This is a genomic window from Microbulbifer sp. (genome assembly GCF_051659245.1).
Classification (GTDB): Bacteria; Pseudomonadota; Gammaproteobacteria; order Pseudomonadales; family Cellvibrionaceae; genus Microbulbifer.
Window position 1 is genome coordinate 1 of the sequence record NZ_JBOFOC010000025.1, and the last position, 16,501, is coordinate 16,501.

Annotated in this window: 13 protein-coding genes and 1 tRNA gene; 7 read left to right on the plus strand and 7 right to left on the minus strand. The window is 60.4% G+C overall.

What is annotated here, in order from left to right; translation table 11 throughout:
- Positions 1-179 precede the first annotated feature (179 nt).
- A complete protein-coding gene (metE, locus tag ACRC0P_RS02615) occupies positions 180-2,414 on the minus strand; it encodes a 5-methyltetrahydropteroyltriglutamate--homocysteine S-methyltransferase (RefSeq protein WP_438628227.1) in 2,235 nt (744 codons plus the stop codon).
- A 243-nt stretch (positions 2,415-2,657) separates the two neighbouring features.
- On the opposite strand from metE, the gene ACRC0P_RS02620 reads away from it, so the two are divergent.
- Together ACRC0P_RS02620 and ACRC0P_RS02625 are read left to right on the plus strand one after the other, a co-directional pair.
- Positions 2,658-3,587, plus strand: coding sequence for a LysR family transcriptional regulator (locus ACRC0P_RS02620; protein ID WP_438628228.1), 930 nt, complete (start codon positions 2,658-2,660; stop codon positions 3,585-3,587).
- A 74-nt stretch (positions 3,588-3,661) separates the two neighbouring features.
- Positions 3,662-4,201 (plus strand): cytochrome b, encoded by a 540-nt coding sequence (locus ACRC0P_RS02625; RefSeq protein ID WP_438628229.1) that lies wholly within the window; start codon positions 3,662-3,664, stop codon positions 4,199-4,201.
- 213 nt (positions 4,202-4,414) lie between these two features.
- Here ACRC0P_RS02625 and ACRC0P_RS02630 read toward each other — a convergent pair whose 3' ends face one another.
- From ACRC0P_RS02630 to gltX, 3 genes are all read right to left on the minus strand, one after another.
- Positions 4,415-6,154 carry a DEAD/DEAH box helicase gene (locus tag ACRC0P_RS02630; RefSeq protein WP_438628230.1) on the minus strand — a complete coding sequence of 580 codons (1,740 nt, stop codon included), beginning with the start codon at positions 6,152-6,154 and terminating at the stop codon, positions 4,415-4,417.
- 120 nt (positions 6,155-6,274) lie between these two features.
- Positions 6,275-6,350: transfer RNA gene (locus tag ACRC0P_RS02635), tRNA-Ala, on the minus strand.
- A gap of 104 nt (positions 6,351-6,454) precedes the next feature.
- Positions 6,455-7,930 (minus strand): glutamate--tRNA ligase, encoded by a 1,476-nt coding sequence (gene gltX, locus ACRC0P_RS02640; RefSeq protein WP_438628231.1) that lies wholly within the window; start codon positions 7,928-7,930, stop codon positions 6,455-6,457.
- A gap of 295 nt (positions 7,931-8,225) precedes the next feature.
- On the opposite strand from gltX, the gene ACRC0P_RS02645 reads away from it, so the two are divergent.
- Genes ACRC0P_RS02645 through ACRC0P_RS02660 form a run of 4 tightly spaced genes read left to right on the plus strand, consistent with a single transcriptional unit; the run spans position 8,226 to position 13,337 of the window.
- Positions 8,226-8,777 carry a hypothetical protein gene (locus tag ACRC0P_RS02645; protein WP_438628232.1) on the plus strand — a complete coding sequence of 184 codons (552 nt, stop codon included), beginning with the start codon at positions 8,226-8,228 and terminating at the stop codon, positions 8,775-8,777.
- Positions 8,778-8,826: 49 nt separating this feature from the next.
- The gene (locus ACRC0P_RS02650) at positions 8,827-11,334 is read left to right on the plus strand and encodes a TcfC E-set like domain-containing protein (RefSeq protein WP_438628233.1); all 2,508 of its coding nucleotides are present in this window, start codon (positions 8,827-8,829) and stop codon (positions 11,332-11,334) included.
- Positions 11,335-11,341: 7 nt separating this feature from the next.
- Positions 11,342-12,295: a hypothetical protein gene (locus ACRC0P_RS02655; protein WP_438628234.1), complete on the plus strand. Its 954-nt coding sequence runs from the start codon at positions 11,342-11,344 to the stop codon at positions 12,293-12,295.
- Between the two features lie 4 nt (positions 12,296-12,299).
- Positions 12,300-13,337 (plus strand): hypothetical protein, encoded by a 1,038-nt coding sequence (locus tag ACRC0P_RS02660; RefSeq protein ID WP_438628235.1) that lies wholly within the window; start codon positions 12,300-12,302, stop codon positions 13,335-13,337.
- A 158-nt stretch (positions 13,338-13,495) separates the two neighbouring features.
- On the opposite strand, the gene ACRC0P_RS02665 is transcribed toward ACRC0P_RS02660, so the two are convergent.
- Together ACRC0P_RS02665 and ACRC0P_RS02670 are read right to left on the minus strand one after the other, a co-directional pair.
- Positions 13,496-14,176: a fimbrial biogenesis chaperone gene (locus ACRC0P_RS02665; protein WP_438628236.1), complete on the minus strand. Its 681-nt coding sequence runs from the start codon at positions 14,174-14,176 to the stop codon at positions 13,496-13,498.
- 65 nt (positions 14,177-14,241) lie between these two features.
- On the minus strand, positions 14,242-14,574 hold the full coding sequence (locus tag ACRC0P_RS02670) for a hypothetical protein (RefSeq protein WP_438628237.1): 333 nt from the start codon (positions 14,572-14,574) through the stop codon (positions 14,242-14,244).
- Positions 14,575-15,438: 864 nt separating this feature from the next.
- Here ACRC0P_RS02670 and ACRC0P_RS02675 point away from each other — a divergent pair.
- Positions 15,439-16,134, plus strand: coding sequence for a helix-turn-helix domain-containing protein (locus ACRC0P_RS02675; protein ID WP_438628238.1), 696 nt, complete (start codon positions 15,439-15,441; stop codon positions 16,132-16,134).
- A 70-nt stretch (positions 16,135-16,204) separates the two neighbouring features.
- On the opposite strand, the gene ACRC0P_RS02680 is transcribed toward ACRC0P_RS02675, so the two are convergent.
- Positions 16,205-16,498, minus strand: coding sequence for a hypothetical protein (locus ACRC0P_RS02680; protein ID WP_438628239.1), 294 nt, complete (start codon positions 16,496-16,498; stop codon positions 16,205-16,207).
- Positions 16,499-16,501: the final 3 nt, after the last annotated feature.

Sequence of the window (16,501 nt, forward strand, 5' to 3'; positions counted from 1 at the left end):
GGCATGGCCCGCTCCTACAGATTCCCGGAAAAAAATACCCTGTAGGAGCGGGCCATGCCCGCGACCGGACTTCCCGCCAACTGAGAATTCAATCGCGGCCATAGGCCGCTCCTACAGATTCCGGAAAAAATACCCTGTAGGAGCGGGCCATGCCCGCGATCCATGTTTAAAGAAAAATATCAGGCCGCCAACTCCGTGCGCAAAGCACGCGCCGCCTCCACCATATTCAGCAGCGACGAACCCACCTCCGCCCAGTTGCGGGTCTTGAGACCGCAGTCCGGATTCACCCAGAGCTTCTCCGCGGGGATCGCTTCGGCGATCTTTCTCAGCCGCGCCACCAACTCCTCCCGCTCCGGCACATTGGGCGAGTGGATATCGTAAATGCCCGGGCCTATCTCGTTCGGGTAACCGCCGTTCTTGCCGGCAAATGCGTGCAGCAATTGCAGATCCGAACGCGCGGACTCGATGGTGATTACGTCCGCGTCCAGTGCCACTATCGCATTCATGATTGCGTTGAAATTGCTGTAGCACATATGGGTATGGATCTGCGTCTCCGGCTTCACCTTGCTGCAGGTATAGCGGAAACAGGCCACCGCCCAACTGAAATAATCCTGGTGCTCCGATTCCCGCAGCGGTACCCCTTCGCGCAGGGCCGGCTCGTCGATCTGGATAATGCCGATACCGGCGGCTTCCAGGTCGAGCACTTCCTGCCGCAGCGCCTTGGCGATTTGCAGGCAGCTCTCGCTGCGCGGAATATCCTCGCGGGGGAACGACCAGTTGAGAATGGTCACCGGTCCGGTGAGCATACCCTTGACCGGTTTTTGGGTCAGACTCTGGGCGTAGCTGCTCCACTCCACGGTCATGGGTTCGGGGCGGGAGATATCCCCGAATATGATCGGCGGCTTTACGCAACGGGAACCGTAGCTCTGTACCCAGCCATTGCCGGTGTGCACAAAGCCATCCAGCTGCTCGCCGAAATATTCCACCATGTCGTTGCGCTCCGCCTCGCCGTGCACCAGTACATCCAGGCCGAGTATTTCCTGGCGGCGGATGGCTTCGGCGATTTCCGCGCGCAGGTGTTCCTTGTAATCCGCTTCGGAAATCTCCCCGCTGCGAAACTGTTTGCGCACCTTGCGCAGCAGGTCGGTTTGCGGGAAAGAGCCGATGGTGGTGGTGGGCAGCGACGGCAGTTGCCAGCGCTCGCGCTGCAGGGCGGCGCGCTCCCCGTAGGCTTGCGGGCGCCAGGTGTCCTCCAGTTCCGCCGCCACTGCGGCGGCGGCCGAGGGTGCCGCGGATCCTTCAGCGGCAGTGGCCTCCCCCTTCAGGAGGGACTGCAACTGGCCGAGTTCATTGAGTTTCTGGCGACTGTAGGCCAGTTTCCGCAACTGTTCCGCGGGCAGCGCGGTCTCCGTTTCCAGGTCCACCGGGCAGTGCAGCAGCGAACAGCTGGCGGAGAGCCACAGGCGCTCGCCCAATTGCCGCTCCAGCGGCTGCAGCTGCCGTTGCCACTTGCCCAGGTCGCCGCGCCAGACATTGCGTCCGTTCAACACGCCGACGGAGAGCACCTGATCTTCGCCCAGCGCCTCCACGGCCGCGGCCAATTCTTCCGGCGCGCGCACGCAGTCGATATGCACCCCGGCCACCGGCAGGGAAAAGGCCAGAGGCAGGTTTTCCCGCAGGGAGGAAAAATAGGTGGCCAACAGCAGTTTGAGCGAAGGCGCGGCCTCGGCGAGCTGCTGGTACGCCGGCGCGAAGATGTCGCACCAGGCAGCGGGCAGGTCCAGCCCCAGGATCGGCTCGTCGATCTGCACCCAGTCGACACCGGCCCCGGCGATCTGTTGCAACAGCTGTTCGTAGCAGGGCAGCAGTTTCGGCAGCAGGTCCAGCGCCTCGCCTTCGGCGCGGCCCAACCACAGGTAGGTCAGCGGACCTATCACCACCGGCTTGGCGCGGTGCCCCTGGGACTGGGCCTCCCGCACCTCCTCCAGCAACCAGTCGCTGTCCAGCGCGAAAGACTGGTCCGCAGCGAACTCCGGCACCAAGTAGTGGTAATTGGTATCGAACCACTTGGTCATGGCGCTGGCCGCCACCGGCTCGCCGGAAGGGGCGCGGCCGCGGGCCAGGCGGAAGTACTGGTCCAGCTTGCTTTCCGCGGCGCCCTCATCGAAACGCGGCGGCACCGCGCCGAACATCAGCGTATGGTTGAGCACCTGGTCGTACCAGGCGAAATCGCCCACGGCGACACGGGAGAGCCCCGCATCGCGCTGCGCCTGCCAGTTGCCGCGGCGAATCTCCGCACCCACCGCCAGCAGCCTCTGCTGCGAAATCTCGCCTTTCCAGTAGGCCTCCTGGGCCTTTTTCAGTTCGCGGCCGGCGCCGATGCGCGGGTAGCCGAGGATATGTGTCTGTGCCATTTGCCTTCCTTCCTGTCAATTCGCTGATCGTTCTGTAGGAGCGGCCCATGGCCGCGATCGATGCTCGAAGAATGCGGAGAGTCCGATCGCGGCCATGGGGCGCTCCTGCGGGGGAGACGGGCCTGCGGCCCGTAGCCGAGCCGGGGCTCGGCGCTCCCGGCGTAAATTCGGGGTTGATTCTGAGGGGCAGGTGTTGTTCAATCAATTTCATATTTTTTGCCCTGAACATGAATTTTTCTAAAGATGATCGAACTGCGACATTTGCGGGCGCTCACCTTGCTGCGGGAGACCGGCAGCATGGTGCGCGCCGCGGAGCGGCTGCACCTGACCCAGTCCGCCCTCTCCCATCTGTTCCGCGAGATGGAGGAGCGGCACGACCAGGCGCTGTTCGTGCGCAAGTCGCGCCCGCTGCGCTTTACCAGCGCCGGGCTGCGGTTGCTGCAGCTGGCGGACGAGGTTCTGCCCCGGGTGGCGCTGGCCCAGCGGGATCTGGCGCGGCTGGCCTCCGGCCAGGCGGGGCGGCTGAATATCGCCATCGAGTGCCACAGCTGCTATCAATGGCTGATGCCCACCCTGGACCATTACCGGGACAACTGGCCGGAGGTGGAACTGGACCTTTCCAGCGGCTTCCACTTTGCGCCACTGCCGGCGCTGGTGCGCGGCGACCTGGACCTGGTGGTGACCTCCAACCCGGACCCGGAACTGAAAGGCATCCACTACCAGCCGCTGTTCAGCTTCGAGATGTGCCTGGCGGTGAGCCGCAAACACCCGCTGGCGGAGAAGAGCTGGGTGGCCCCGGAGGACCTGGCCGGCGAGGTGCAGATCACCTACCCGGTGGAGCGGGAGCGGCTGGATATCTTCCAGCACTTCCTCGACCCCGCCGGAGTGGAACCGGCGGAAATACGCACCGCGGAACTCACCGTAATGATGGTGCAGCTGGCGGCCAGCGGCCGCGGCGTCTGCGCGCTGCCCAACTGGGCGCTGCACGACTACCTACAAAAGGGGCAGAAGGGGTTTATCGCCCAGTTGCGATTGGGGGAGAAAGGATTGTGGAGCACCCTCTACGCGGCGGTGCGCGAGGAGATGCTGGAGCAGGCATTTCTGGAGGATTTTTTACATACCGCGCGGGAGACCAGTTTTGCCGATTTGAAAGGTATTCGCGCTGCGAACTGAAGGCGGAATTCCCGCGAGACAAATGCTTCCCGACACGCTAATGTAACTTCCGCGAAATATGAGGGGAAACACCCATGCAAACCAACACCGACCGCTGGAACCCGGTAAGCAAGGGCTTACACTGGCTGATTGCCATTTTGATCCTGTGCGCCTGGGGATCAATAGAGCTCCACGAGTTCTACGAGAAAGGCGACCCTATGCGCAAGTGGTGGGAATACCTGCATTTCACTGTCGGCTTCGGCATACTGCTACTCGCGCTGCTGCGCCTCTACTGGCGCAGCACCCACCCCCGGCCGAAACTCTTCGGTGGCCGCTGGCAGCAGAAACTCTCACTACTGGTACAGGGGCTGTTTTACGTATTGATGCTGGCCATGCCGATTACCGGCATGGCCATGCGCCAGTTTGCAGGAAAGGAGACACCACTTTTCTGGCTGTTCAAACTGCCACCGCTGGTGGAAAAGAATATCGATATTGCCAAACAGTTGGAATTTTTCCATAAAGAACTGCTGTGGAACGCTCTGCTGGCACTGCTGGTGCTGCATATTTCCGGCGCGCTCTGGCATCACTTCGTAAACCGCGACGACACGCTGCGGCATATGTTTCCGCAGCGATAAAAGTTCGGCAACGCGCTTGAAGATACCGTCGTCATACCCAGTGTCAGCCTCAAGGCCGGCTGGATTCCGGCCTGCGCCGGAATGACGACGATTATTGTAGGAGCGGCGGGGCGGCCATCCGCCCATGGCCGCGAGCGGACCCTTCACCCCTCTCACACTTGAACACACCGCGGTCATACCGGTGAATACCGATATGACGAAAGACGCGGGGCGCTATCGTTTGGGCTTGCGCCCTTTCGGTTTGCCGCGCGGTTTACCACTACCGCCCTCACCCAGGCGGGCTATATTCATCGCCTTTCCCGCCACCCGCACTTTTTTCAGGTGTTGCAGAATTTCCTTGGGCATACCTTCCGGCAGGTCCACCGTAGTGTATTCCGGGTAGATTTCAATGCGCCCGATATAGGAGCTGTCCAGCTCCACCTCGTTGGCGATGGCGCCGACGATATTGCCCGGTTTCACCCCGGCCTCGCGCCCCACCTCGATGCGGAAGCGCTCCATGCCCTTGTCCGGCGGCGGCATTTTTTTGTCCTTTTCGTAGCCGCTTTTCTTACGGCCCCGGCTTTCGAAATCCTCATCGCGCTCGCGGCGCTCCCGCCTCTCTGTTCTCTCCCGGGGCTTGTGTTCCTGCTCCTTTACCAGCAGCGGCTGGTCGCCCTGGGCCATGGCGGCCAGGGCCGCGGCGACGTCCAGCGGGTCGGCTTCGGCCTGCGCCAGGTATTCCTCGACCAATTGGCGGTAGGGCGCCAGATCGGTAGCGCCCTCCAGAGTGGTGGTAATGCGCTCGCGAAAGCGCTGCATACGCACGTCGTTGACCGCAGCGGCGCTGGGCAGCTGCAGTTGCTCAATCGGCTTTTTGGTGGCCTTTTCGATCACCCGCAGCATGCGCCGCTCCCGCGGCGCCACAAACAGGATCGCGTCGCCCTCGCGGCCGGCGCGGCCGGTGCGGCCGATGCGGTGGATGTAGGCCTCGGCGTCGTAGGGGATATCGTAGTTGATCACATGACTGATACGCGCCACGTCCAGGCCGCGGGCGGCCACATCGGTGGCCACCACGATATCCAGCTTGCCCTTCTTCAGTTTGTCGATCACCGCTTCGCGCAGGTTCTGCGCCATATCGCCGTTCAGCGCCGCGCTGGCGAAACCGCGCGCGGCCAGCTTGTCCGCCAGCTCCACGGTGCTGTTCTTGGTGCGCACGAAAATGATCGTCGCGTCCACCGGCTCCGCCTCCAGGATGCGGGTGAGCGCGTCCAGCTTGTGCAAGCCGCCCACCGGCCAGTAGCGCTGGCGGATAGTCTCCGCGGTCTCGGTTTTTACGCGGATCTTCACTTCCACCGGGTCGCGCAGGTGTTCCCGGGCGATGGTGGCGATCTCCCTGGGCATGGTGGCCGAGAAGAGCGCGATCTGGCGCTCCTCCGGAATCTGCTCCAACACCCACTTCACATCGTCGATAAAACCCATACGCAGCATTTCGTCGGCTTCATCCAGCACCAGGGTCTTCAGGCGGGACAGGTCCAGTGAACCGCGGCGCATATGGTCCATCACCCGCCCCGGTGTCCCCACCACCAGCTGCACGCCGCGCTTCAGTTGCTGCATCTGCCCTCGGTAGTCGGCACCGCCGTAAATGGGCGCCACATGGAAACCGCGTAGGTTCTGCGCGTAGGACTGGCAGGCTTCAGCCACCTGGATCGCCAGCTCGCGGGTCGGCGCCAGCACTAGCGCCTGGGGACGGCGATCCTTCAGGTCCAGTTGCGCCAGCAGCGGCAGCGCGAAGGCGGCGGTCTTGCCGGTGCCGGTCTGCGCCTGGCCCAGCAGGTCGCGGCCGGCCAGCAGGGAGGGGATCGTCTCCGCCTGGATGGGGGATGGGGTTTCGTAGCCCAGCTTTTCAACGGCACTGAGGATTTCGGCGGGGAGTTCGAGCTGGGAAAAGCTGGTGGCGATCTGGGAGTCTGTCATGGTAGTTACGCTTGGGGCTGGCGGCGGGGCCGGCAAGTATAGGGAGCGGGACACGAGCCGAAGGGCGGGGGTCATGCGGGAAAAAAAACCCCACACCATGCGGCGCGGGGTTTGGAAATTTGGTGGAGCTAAGCGGGATCGAACCGCTGACCTCAACACTGCCAGTGTTGCGCTCTCCCAGCTGAGCTATAGCCCCAAATTTGCTGTGCTTTCCGTCGAAAGCGGGGCGCATTCTAACACCGGGCGCCGGCCTGTCAACCGGAAAAAAATAACTTTTTAATCAAGTAGTTAGGGCAGCGGTCAGGCCAGGGCGGCGTACTCCTTCTCCCAGCGCTTGAGCACCTTTTTGCCGGCGCCGCCGAGCACTTCCACCGCGTGACGCAGGCGCGCGCGGCTGAGGTCGGGGCCCAGCAGCACCATGGCGTCCATGACCGAGAAGGAGGCGGTGGTTCCGCTGATGGCCACGAACAGCGGGGCATTGAAGTCCTTGAGCTTGATCTCCATGGCGGTGGCCAGGGATTTCACCTGTTCGAAGATACCGTCGCGATCCCAGGTTCTGAGCGCCTCAAGACGCCAGAGGGCAAACTGCAGCAGCTTCTTCTGCTCATCCGGCTCCAGCTTGTTGCCGCTGAAATCGGCCTCGGTGAGCGGCAGGGTGCCGGCGGCAAGGAAGCCGACCAGGGGGGCAAAGTCGCCGAAGGTCTCCATGCGTTCGCGGGCGTGGGGCAGCACCTTGAGCAGGTTCTCGCGGTTGAACAGCCAGTCGCGCAGGCGGTCCGCCAGTTGTTCGTTCTCCAGTTCGCGAATCCACAGGCCGTTCAGCCAGGACAGTTTCTCCACGTCGAACACCGGCCCTCCCAGGGAGACCCGGTGGATATCGAAGTGTTCGAGCATCTCTTCCAGGGAGAACTTCTCGCGCTCGTCGGGCATGGACCAGCCCATGCGCCCCAGGTAGTTGAGCAGGGCCTCGGGCATAAAGCCGGCGCGCTGGTAATAGAGGATGGAGGTGGGGTTCTTGCGCTTGGACAGTTTGGTCTTGTCCGGATTGCGCAGCAGCGGCAGGTGGCAGAGCACCGGCATCACCCAGTCGAAGTACTCGTACAGCAGCTTGTGCTTGGGGGCGGAGTTGATCCACTCCTCGCCGCGCAGCACGTGGGTGATTTCCATCAGGTGGTCGTCCACCACGTTGGCGAGATGGTAGGTGGGCATGCCGTCGGACTTGAGCAGTATCTGTGCATCCACCTGGGCCCAGTCGATCTCGATGGGGCCGCGCAGCAGGTCTTCCACCAGACAGGTTCCGGTCTCGGGCACGTGCATGCGCACCACATAGGGCGCGCCGGCGGCGCGGCGTTTTTCCACCTCTTCCGGCGGCAGGGCCAGGTCGCTGGGCTTGAGGGCGGTGCGGCCGGCCTCGCGCAGTTGTTCGCGCAACAGCTCCAGCTCTCCGGCGGTGCGGTAGCAGTGGAAGGCGTGACCTTTCTCCACCAATTGGTCGCAGTACTCGCGGTAGATATCCCCGCGCTCGCTCTGGCGGTAGGGACCACGGGAGCCGCCCACGTCCGGGCCCTCGTCCCAGTCCAGACCCAGCCAGTGCAGGCTGTCGAGAATGGCCTTTTCCGACTCGGGGGTACTGCGCTGCCGATCGGTATCCTCGATACGCAGCACGAACTGGCCGCCCTGGGCGCGGGCGAAGCACTGGTTGAACAGGGCGATATAGGCGGTGCCCACATGGGGGTCGCCGGTGGGAGAAGGGGCAATTCGGGTTCTTACGCTCATGGCAAACCTGGTTTGGAGGTTGACGGTGATCTTTTCGGCGCGGGATTATATCGCCGGAGGAGCATAGGGCACAGGCAAAACCGGATTGTTCAATTTTTACTCACAATCGTCCTCGGCAAAAATGTGTCATACGATTCATCACAAATATTTTGTGACCAATATCACAAGTAAGTATCATTGGGTTTGCTTGTCGCCTGTATCTTTTCTCCATAAGCGAAAATCCAGGTGCAATGCTATCAAGAGTATCGGGTATACAAAGATCAAAACCCGTACAACAAGAACTTGGAGAACCACCATGCGCACGACACTTCGTATCCTGGCCGCCGCTTCCCTGGCTGCTGTGACTTTTAATAGCTTTGCCGCTACCGACGGCACCGTCGGCAGCAGCAACTCCAGCGGCAACTTCGATATCACACTCACAGTGCCCACCCAAATTATCGTCAAGAACTTTGACGATATGGCTCTAAACACTACTGGTGCCACCCTCGGCAACCCAATTGAAGGTACAGAGGATATCTGTGTGGGCGGTATCGGCTTCGGCAACTACAGCGTTAGCCTCTCCAGCCAGAACGGTTCCACCGGCGGCTCTGGCACCGATCCTTTCCAACTGAATGGCGTCGGCCAGAACCTGCCTTATAGCGCCGCCTTCATCAATAACACCAGCAGCACTACCGGCACCGCCGCCGACACCAACGGCGATATCACCGGCAGCTTTGCCCGCAATGGCAACCTGGATTGCGACACCGACAATGCCCGCGTATTCGTCACCATCGGTGCCACGGAGTGGGAGTCAGCGGTGGAAACCAGCTACAGCGACACCCTGACGGTCACAGTGACCGCTCTGTAACCAGGCTGGGCCAACCGTCGGCAATCCATCGGCGACGCACCACCTCACAATGAATCGCGCGTTTGCGGGAGCCCTGCTCGCGCTGGCGCTGTGCGCCCGAAGCGATTTCGGGCTCGCGGCCAGTGCGGCCTTTACGCTGGATACTGCGGCGCCGGACGGTTTCGCCGACCTGACCGAGGCGCAGCCGCTGGTGGCCGACCTCTACTACGGCGGCCGCGCCATCGGCGCGGCACAGATCACCGTGGACCTGTATACGGTACATTTCAGCGATCCCGCAGCGGTTCTGGAATTGCTGCCCCCCACACTGGACCCAGAAGGCGTCCTGGCACAGTTGCGCCGGCCCCAGCCGCGCAACTCCCACAGGGTGTGCCGCTCGCGCCGGCAGCGCGATTGCGGCTTCCTCACCCCGGAGCAGTTCGCGCTGATCTACGACGGCGACCGCTTCCGTATCGACCTGTTCTTCGCCCCGGAGCTGCTGCCCCAGGAGCCGGCCATTGCCGATCCCTACCTGCCGGAATCCAGCAGCGGCTTCTCCTTTATGCAGAACCTCACGGGCACCTGGTCCGGGGTAAGAGCCCACGCCGGCGACTCGCAAACCGCTTCCCTGTTCGGCCAATCGATCCTGAGTTTCGGCGAGAGCGGCCTGCACAGCCAGTGGTCCGCCACCGACGACGGCAACTCGCAGATAACCCAGCTGCACTTGACCAGGGACTACCGCGGCCGTGCCTGGTCCGCAGGACTGATCCAGCCGGCCGGGGGCTTCAGCAGCTTCGTGGCCTCCCCCTATCTCTATGGCCTGGAGTACCGCAGCTCCAACAACAGCCGGCGGGACAACCGCTACAACCAGGGCGCCCCGCTGGAAATCAATATGCCAGTGCGCGGCCGCGTGGAAGTCTACCGGGACGGCCGCCTGGTCCACAGCGAGCTGCTGGAGGCCGGAAACCGCCTGCTGGACACATCCGGCCTGCCCAGCGGCGCCTACGAAGTGGAGATTCGCACCTTCGACGAGAGTGGAAGGCCCCTGGCGCAACGGCGCGAGTTCTTCGCCAAGGACTCCCAGTTGCCCGCACCCGGCGAGTGGCGCTGGACGATCCAGGCGGGAAGACCTGCCCGGTTCGAGCAAACGGAACTGCTGCCGGAACAGCAGGACACCTATTTCGTACAGGCCGGTATAGCCCGCCGCCTCTTCGACGACACCGGCCTGTTCGTCAACCTGGCTTCCAGCGATTACCAGCAGTTGGCGGAACTGGGAGGGCGCTGGATCAGCGAATACCTGGAAGTTTCCCCCAGCCTGATCCAGTCCAGTGACGGCCGCAGCGGCCACCGCCTCTATGCCCTGCTGAAAACCCCGCTGTTCAACCTGAGCCTGTCGGAAACCCACCTGCAGGAAAGCGACGAAACAACCACCGGCTACAGCCCGCTGGGGACCGGCTACAGCCAGCGCAACGCCGGACTCACCGGCCTCCTGATGGGCGGGCGCCTGTCCCTGCGCTACTCGGAACGGGATCGCAACCTCTATCTCGAATCCCCCGAATTCACACTGGACACCGAATACACCGGAGCCACGCAGCTGACAACATTGGAGTATCGCCGCGACTTCTTTCGCAACCGCCACTGGCACGGAGACCTGACCCTGGCACACAGCGACGCCGACGGCCGGGGACTCACCACCGCCACCTTTGAGTTTCGCTTCCGCGGCGACCACTGGAACCACAGCGCCCGCCTGCGCGCGGACAGCGGTCGCGAAGATGGCCAAAACGGCCGAACGGGATTCAACAGCAGCTGGCGCGACGGCGACCGCTGGGCGGCGGAAGTACATCAACAGTTTTCCAGCGAAATGTCGGCGGACGAATACGCCCTGCGCAGCCGCACCCGCGTCGCCGGCCGCCGCGGCCAGCTCAGCTCCACCCTCGACTACCGCCACAGCGACGCAAACGATGGCGGTACCCTCAATTACCTGGGCAGTTTCAGCACCAACCTGATGACCGATGGCGACGCCTTTGCCTGGGGCGGTGAACGCGCCCTGAACAGCGCTGTGCTGGTGGATATCGCCGGCGGCGAAGACCAGCAGTTCGAGATACTGGTGGACGGCGTGCGCCGCGGTTACGCCAAAGGCGGCGGCCGCTCCGTGGTCAACCTGCCCTCCTTCAAGAGTTACGACATCCAGCTGCGCCCGATGGCGGAGGGTTTTTACGACTATCGGGAAATACAGGATACCGTTACCCTCTACCCGGGGAATGTGGCTGCCGCCGAGTATGAAATCCGGCCGATAATCCTGGTTCTCGGCCGCCTGATACGCAACGGGCAACCGGTAGCGCACAGGAAAATTTCCATCGGCGAATACACCGCGGTTACCGACGAATTCGGTGTTTTCCAAATGGAAGTGCACAGCGATCCACAGTTTCTGCGATCACCGGAAGTGCAATGGGGAGGCTGCCTGGTGCCTTTGCCGGGGCAGACGGGAGGAAAGCACTGGTTGAATTTGGGGGATGTTGATTGGGATAAAGCCCGTTGTTCGCAGACAGTTGCGCAGCGAGGACAAGATGCGCACTCCTGAGCTGCAATTGAAATTCACCTATAGGCTTTGGCTGCTATTGTTGGGAATCCTCTCGGCGGGGCCCGCACTTTCCCAGTGCAATAACACCGGTTTCTTTCTTCAAATTTGCGATCTGGAAGGGAATCACGATATCAGTTACGACCCGGCGAGCACCGCGAAAAATATCGATTTCCAGCTATACAGCCGCACGTTTGTCTTTTTTGTAGGGTTGACACCCGCCGACTACCGAGTGACAGTCAACCCATTGACTGGAACGGGATTCGCCCTCTTCTCCACTGTAGACCAGGCGGATTTTTCACTCACCTTCCAGCCAAGCAACGGGGCGTCAGTTGCACTCTCTCCCGGAACCCCCAGCAGCGACTTCACCGGAAGCACAGATCTGGTCAACGCATCCCTCTTTCTTACTTTGACCAACCCGGATGCCTTGGTAAGCAACAACTACTCAGGCGAATTCGAGTTCCTTATAGAACAACAGGGCAATTGTGGATTTTTCGGTTGTCAAAACCTTAGCGTCGACTTCACAGTCAATCTCACGGTGCCTACCCGGATTATCGTCAAAAACTTTAACGATATGCCCTTGGATACAGTCACGGCAACACCGGGAAATCCGATCGAAGGGTATGAGGATATCTGTGTGGGCGGGGTTGGCTTCGCCAATTATACAGTGAACCTGGCAAGTACAAATGGTTCCACCGGCGGTTCCGGCACTTTTCCATTTCAACTGAATGGCGTCAGCCAGAACCTGCCTTATACTTCTGAGTTTATCGACAATACCTCCAGCACCAGCGGTTTTTCTCCAGACGCCAACGGCGATATCAGTCAGCCATTTCCGCGCACCGGCAACGAAAACTGTACCGTGGACAACGCCCGGGTGATCATCTCCATCGCCGCAGCCGACTGGGGAAGTGCCAACGAGACCAGCTATACTGACACCGTCAGAGTTACCGTCATGGTCGAATGATAGTATGCAGTTTCTGAGATACTTCATTTCTCCGATCCTCTTGGGGGTTCTGGCTGGCAATACCCAGGCGCAATCCACCAATAGCGACCCCTGTCGCGATGGTTCGGATAGTATGCCACTGCCCGAAAAAGCCATAGGTGTATGCAACCTGGACACCAATAGCCACACCTTCCCCAATGAAGGCAATAAGACAATTCCTTTCAGTATTCGCAGCTGCTGGGCAGATTGGACGGGAAACGAATGGAGTGTCGCATATTGTGAACACCCAAGAGACTATACCATCGAAGTTGGCGGCCCCACACAGGGTGGACAATTTGTACTCTCTGGGCCGGGAGGAAATATTCCTTTTGCGCTAACTTTTTCACAGCCATCCAGCGGATCAGAAACCTTAACTCCACACACGGAAACCAACAATCGTTTCGCCGGCTCCATAAATGGCGCGCAAATACCAGTAGAGTTTGAAATTTCTCTACTGGGATCAACCAGTTTTTCTCCCGGTATTTATAGCGGCAACTTCGAGTTTTATTTGTACCAATGCGACCCCTGGTGGTCAGGAGGTATCTGCAAAGGTACAACAGCGAGTCAAGCCGCCGAACTCTCCCCACCTATTTTCTTTACCATCGAAATCACTGTTTTGCCTCAAATCCGTATCAGCAGTCTCCAGGATATGACCCTCACCGCTAATCCCGGCGGCAATACGGAAGACCAACAGAGCTTCTGTGTATACACCACCGGAGGCATAAGCTTCGATCTTCGCGCCGAAAGCCAGAATGGCAATGGCGCTTTTATACTGATCGGCAACGCCGGTATCGATTCAGTTGATTATCAACTGCGTGTAGAAAGCCAAACACCGCCTCGCAGGCCCACATGGCTGAACGAGGGGGTATCGACTACAAACGGGCGGTGGAACGGTCACCAGCAAGATGGCTGCAACTCCGGGGACAATATGCTGTTGACCATCCGTATTCCACAGGGAGAGCTGGCAAACGCCCAGGATTCAACCTACACCGATACCCTGACGCTGACAGTGGAGTTGGAATAGCCTTGTAGGATGGGCAAAGGAGCGCATCGACGTGCCCATCACCGGTTTTTGATGGGCACGCTTCGCTTTGCCCATCCTACGGCACTGATGCCCCTGTAGGAGCCTGCTTGCAGGCGAACATTCCCCGACGGGCATCCCATTCGCCTGCAAACAGGCCCCTACGGCAGGGGCAGTTGCACCTTCTCGGTTTCCCGCCCGCGCGCCAGCAGTTCCAGATGGCCGCCCAGCAGTTTCTCCTCAATCGGCAGACTGGCACCCGCATAGAGCCGCCCGCTCAACGCCACGGGCCGGCAACCGGCTTCGCTCTGGCAGTGCTGCACATCGCTCACTTCAACATTGATATTGCCGGTGTTCTTCAGTACCCAGGTATCGTTCTCCATGGCCACTTCCAGGCGATAACTGCCACCCTCGGGTTGGACAAAGACCAGGGCCTGGTAGGCCACCAGTATCTTCAGCGCGGTCTTGTCAGTTTTGATCTCCCCCACCACCGGCTTGAAGGTCACCCGGTAGACCTTTTCCCGATCCAGGTCCCGCTCCAGCGACATCAGCCGAAAGCGCTTCTGCTCGCCGCTGGTGAGCACTGCCCTGGCGGGACTCACCAGCAGCTTGAATTCCTTCGGGTTCACCACCCGCACGCGCTTTTCATCCGGCATTCCCGGATTGTCCACCCGGTAGATTTCCGTCTGCAGATACAGGTTTTCCTTGTCGGGATTGGAGACCACGATATCGTCCCGGGCGTTGGGGGAGTCATCCAGGTAAATGATGATTTTGTCCAGCGACATGCCGGCCAACACCGGTTGTGCCAGCAGTAGCAGAAAGGCGGCGATGATTCTGTTCATAGCTTGTTCGCACGGATTTATGATAAAAATCACATTTTATCCGGGCCGTTAACCACAGGAAACCGCTATTCCGCAACAATGAGCACCATCTTGCCCTGCTGGGAGGTGGACAGCGAAATACAGTAGCTGCCAGCTTGGCCGGGAAAGCGCTCTTCGGCCGCAGTCCCTTCCCCGATATTCCGGACTGACAGGTAATAACTATGCGCAGGGATATGACTGAGACATAACTGGTCAGTATCGGGATTGTCGGTTTGACGCCATTCGGCCCGGGGGGGTACATACAGGGTGATGCGCGCGGAGGCAGAGGCGCTGGTGGTGCTTTCAGCTGCACCAGCGGGGGCCGACAGGACAACACCCACCCACAACAGCGTACCGAGCGTGGACTTTCCATATTCCATGACATCGAGTTCCCGACTTCCGCTTCCGGCGGTCTGTCAGACTTCACCGTCCGCTTTTATCAGTTTATCAGCCCACCGGGCTTTGCAGGGGTGACCTCCCGGGGCGTGGGATTATTGGCGTCTAAAGCTCTGACACCGCCGGTTCCCGCCCTGGCACCTTGCAACCACCCCGGGTAGGCTTCGCACTCCCCGGGACAAGGGGTGGGGACGCGATGGTCACGCTTTTGCTCTGCCGTTTCCGGGCCTGTGGGAGCGGACCTGGGCTACGCTTTTCCCAATAGCAGGGCTATAGACTGCGGGATATATGCCGATTACATCCTTGATGATTCGCTTCCTTTAGAGCCTGTTTAGGATCTCGCGAAGAACTCTCCAGGCCGGGAGGGGGGCCTCTTTTCGGGACCGTATGAGGCAGGGATGCCGATTACGAGCGTACAGGGACGTATTTAAGGGGGGCGCCCAGCCCGTGTCCCGGAAAGAGGCACCCCTCCCGGCCCCGCGCTGGGCGTGCAGCACCATAGAACGTAAACAGGTTCATAGGGCCAGGGGGCCGCCCAGCGCCTTGGTCAAAGTGTCGGGGGAATTTGCAATCGCGGTGGCGGTAAAAGCCGGCACAATGTCCAGCCGGCTTTATCAACAGCGGCTGCCTTCATGTCCGCGCGATGCCAGTCGCTACCGACTGGCTTTTTCGTTGGCTTTTTTTTTCGTTCATATATGAACATATACCCTGGGGGTAACCAATGCCTAGATCGCCCAACCATCAATAAATTACGCATTCTGCACGATGAAATCAACAGCATATTGCTTAAATAGTCGTCTTTTAGAACAAAAAGATGAAGAAATTTAGTGGATTACGCGGAACGGGACATGACTGACGAACGGAGGACAGGGAGTACCGCTCTCGATCCGAGAATCGAACAGCTGCGGGATCGGTTGAAGCTTGCGATGAACGGAGCATCCGTTCGCGCCTTCGCGGAAAGGGCGGGGGTAGCAGAAGGCACTTTGCGTAATTTGCTATCGGGAGGAATCCCCAGACTGGACAATGTATTGCGCATTGCTGACGCCGCGGAGGTATCCGCCGCGTGGCTCGCCACCGGTGAAGGACAAATGCGCACCCCGGATGAATTCTCCGATGGCGGTCCGCTATACGGGATTTCGGCTTTCCAGGAGGTTATCGACCGCGTGGAAGAACAACTCAAACAGGAAGAGACCATTCCTGTGCCACCGGCCCGGCTACTCCGGAAACCGGAGCTTATGCAGGCGAAACAGCAGCTTGAGTCAGTTCCACAGAAGGACCGCGTGCGGGCTCATGCGGACTGGCTTCTTATACACATCTTCGGGGAGATGCCCGCCACGCAGGACAAACTCCCCAAGCTGTCGATACCGGCCCGCCTTCGCCGTGCCGACGACGCCTTGGCGGAAATGGAGGATGAGATGGATTACAAGCCTCCGGCAATATGGCGGGAGGTACTCAAGAGCCTCATCTTCTCCCACGGCCTGGATGAAGCCGGTGCGGCACTGCTGCTGGATCGCCTCCGGCTTGAATTTGAACTGCGGGAATGAAGGTTTGACTAGTGACCACAGGTCCGAAAGGCTTTCGGACGGGCCTGCTACCGGGAGCTGCGGGAAATCACTATTGCGCCACTATCACTACAGTCTTGCCCTGTTGAGAGGTGGATACCGGAACACAGTAGTTGCCGGGCTGGCCGAACAGACGTTTCTCGACCACAGCCTCTTCCCCGGTATCCCGGATCGACAGGTAGTAACTACGCGCGGGGATATGGCTGAGACACAGTTGACCGATGCCGGGATCGTTGGTTGGGCGTACCTCCGCCCGGGGCGGAATATAGAGAGTAATTCTTGCAGAGGCAGAGGCGCTGGTGATTTCGACCCCGCCGGTGGAAACCGGCAAGACAATAATACCCACCCC

What these genes read in the sequence shown, in the direction of transcription:
- metE (WP_438628227.1), bottom strand. Translation starts at nt 2,414, where the DNA reads ATGGCACAGACACATATCCTCGGCTACCCGCGCATCGGCGCCGGCCGC.
- ACRC0P_RS02620 (WP_438628228.1), top strand. Translation starts at nt 2,658, where the DNA reads ATGATCGAACTGCGACATTTGCGGGCGCTCACCTTGCTGCGGGAGACC.
- ACRC0P_RS02625 (WP_438628229.1), top strand. Translation starts at nt 3,662, where the DNA reads ATGCAAACCAACACCGACCGCTGGAACCCGGTAAGCAAGGGCTTACAC.
- ACRC0P_RS02630 (WP_438628230.1), bottom strand. Translation starts at nt 6,154, where the DNA reads ATGACAGACTCCCAGATCGCCACCAGCTTTTCCCAGCTCGAACTCCCC.
- gltX (WP_438628231.1), bottom strand. Translation starts at nt 7,930, where the DNA reads ATGAGCGTAAGAACCCGAATTGCCCCTTCTCCCACCGGCGACCCCCAT.
- ACRC0P_RS02645 (WP_438628232.1), top strand. Translation starts at nt 8,226, where the DNA reads ATGCGCACGACACTTCGTATCCTGGCCGCCGCTTCCCTGGCTGCTGTG.
- ACRC0P_RS02650 (WP_438628233.1), top strand. Translation starts at nt 8,827, where the DNA reads ATGAATCGCGCGTTTGCGGGAGCCCTGCTCGCGCTGGCGCTGTGCGCC.
- ACRC0P_RS02660 (WP_438628235.1), top strand. Translation starts at nt 12,300, where the DNA reads ATGCAGTTTCTGAGATACTTCATTTCTCCGATCCTCTTGGGGGTTCTG.
- ACRC0P_RS02665 (WP_438628236.1), bottom strand. Translation starts at nt 14,176, where the DNA reads ATGAACAGAATCATCGCCGCCTTTCTGCTACTGCTGGCACAACCGGTG.
- ACRC0P_RS02670 (WP_438628237.1), bottom strand. Translation starts at nt 14,574, where the DNA reads ATGGAATATGGAAAGTCCACGCTCGGTACGCTGTTGTGGGTGGGTGTT.
- ACRC0P_RS02675 (WP_438628238.1), top strand. Translation starts at nt 15,439, where the DNA reads ATGACTGACGAACGGAGGACAGGGAGTACCGCTCTCGATCCGAGAATC.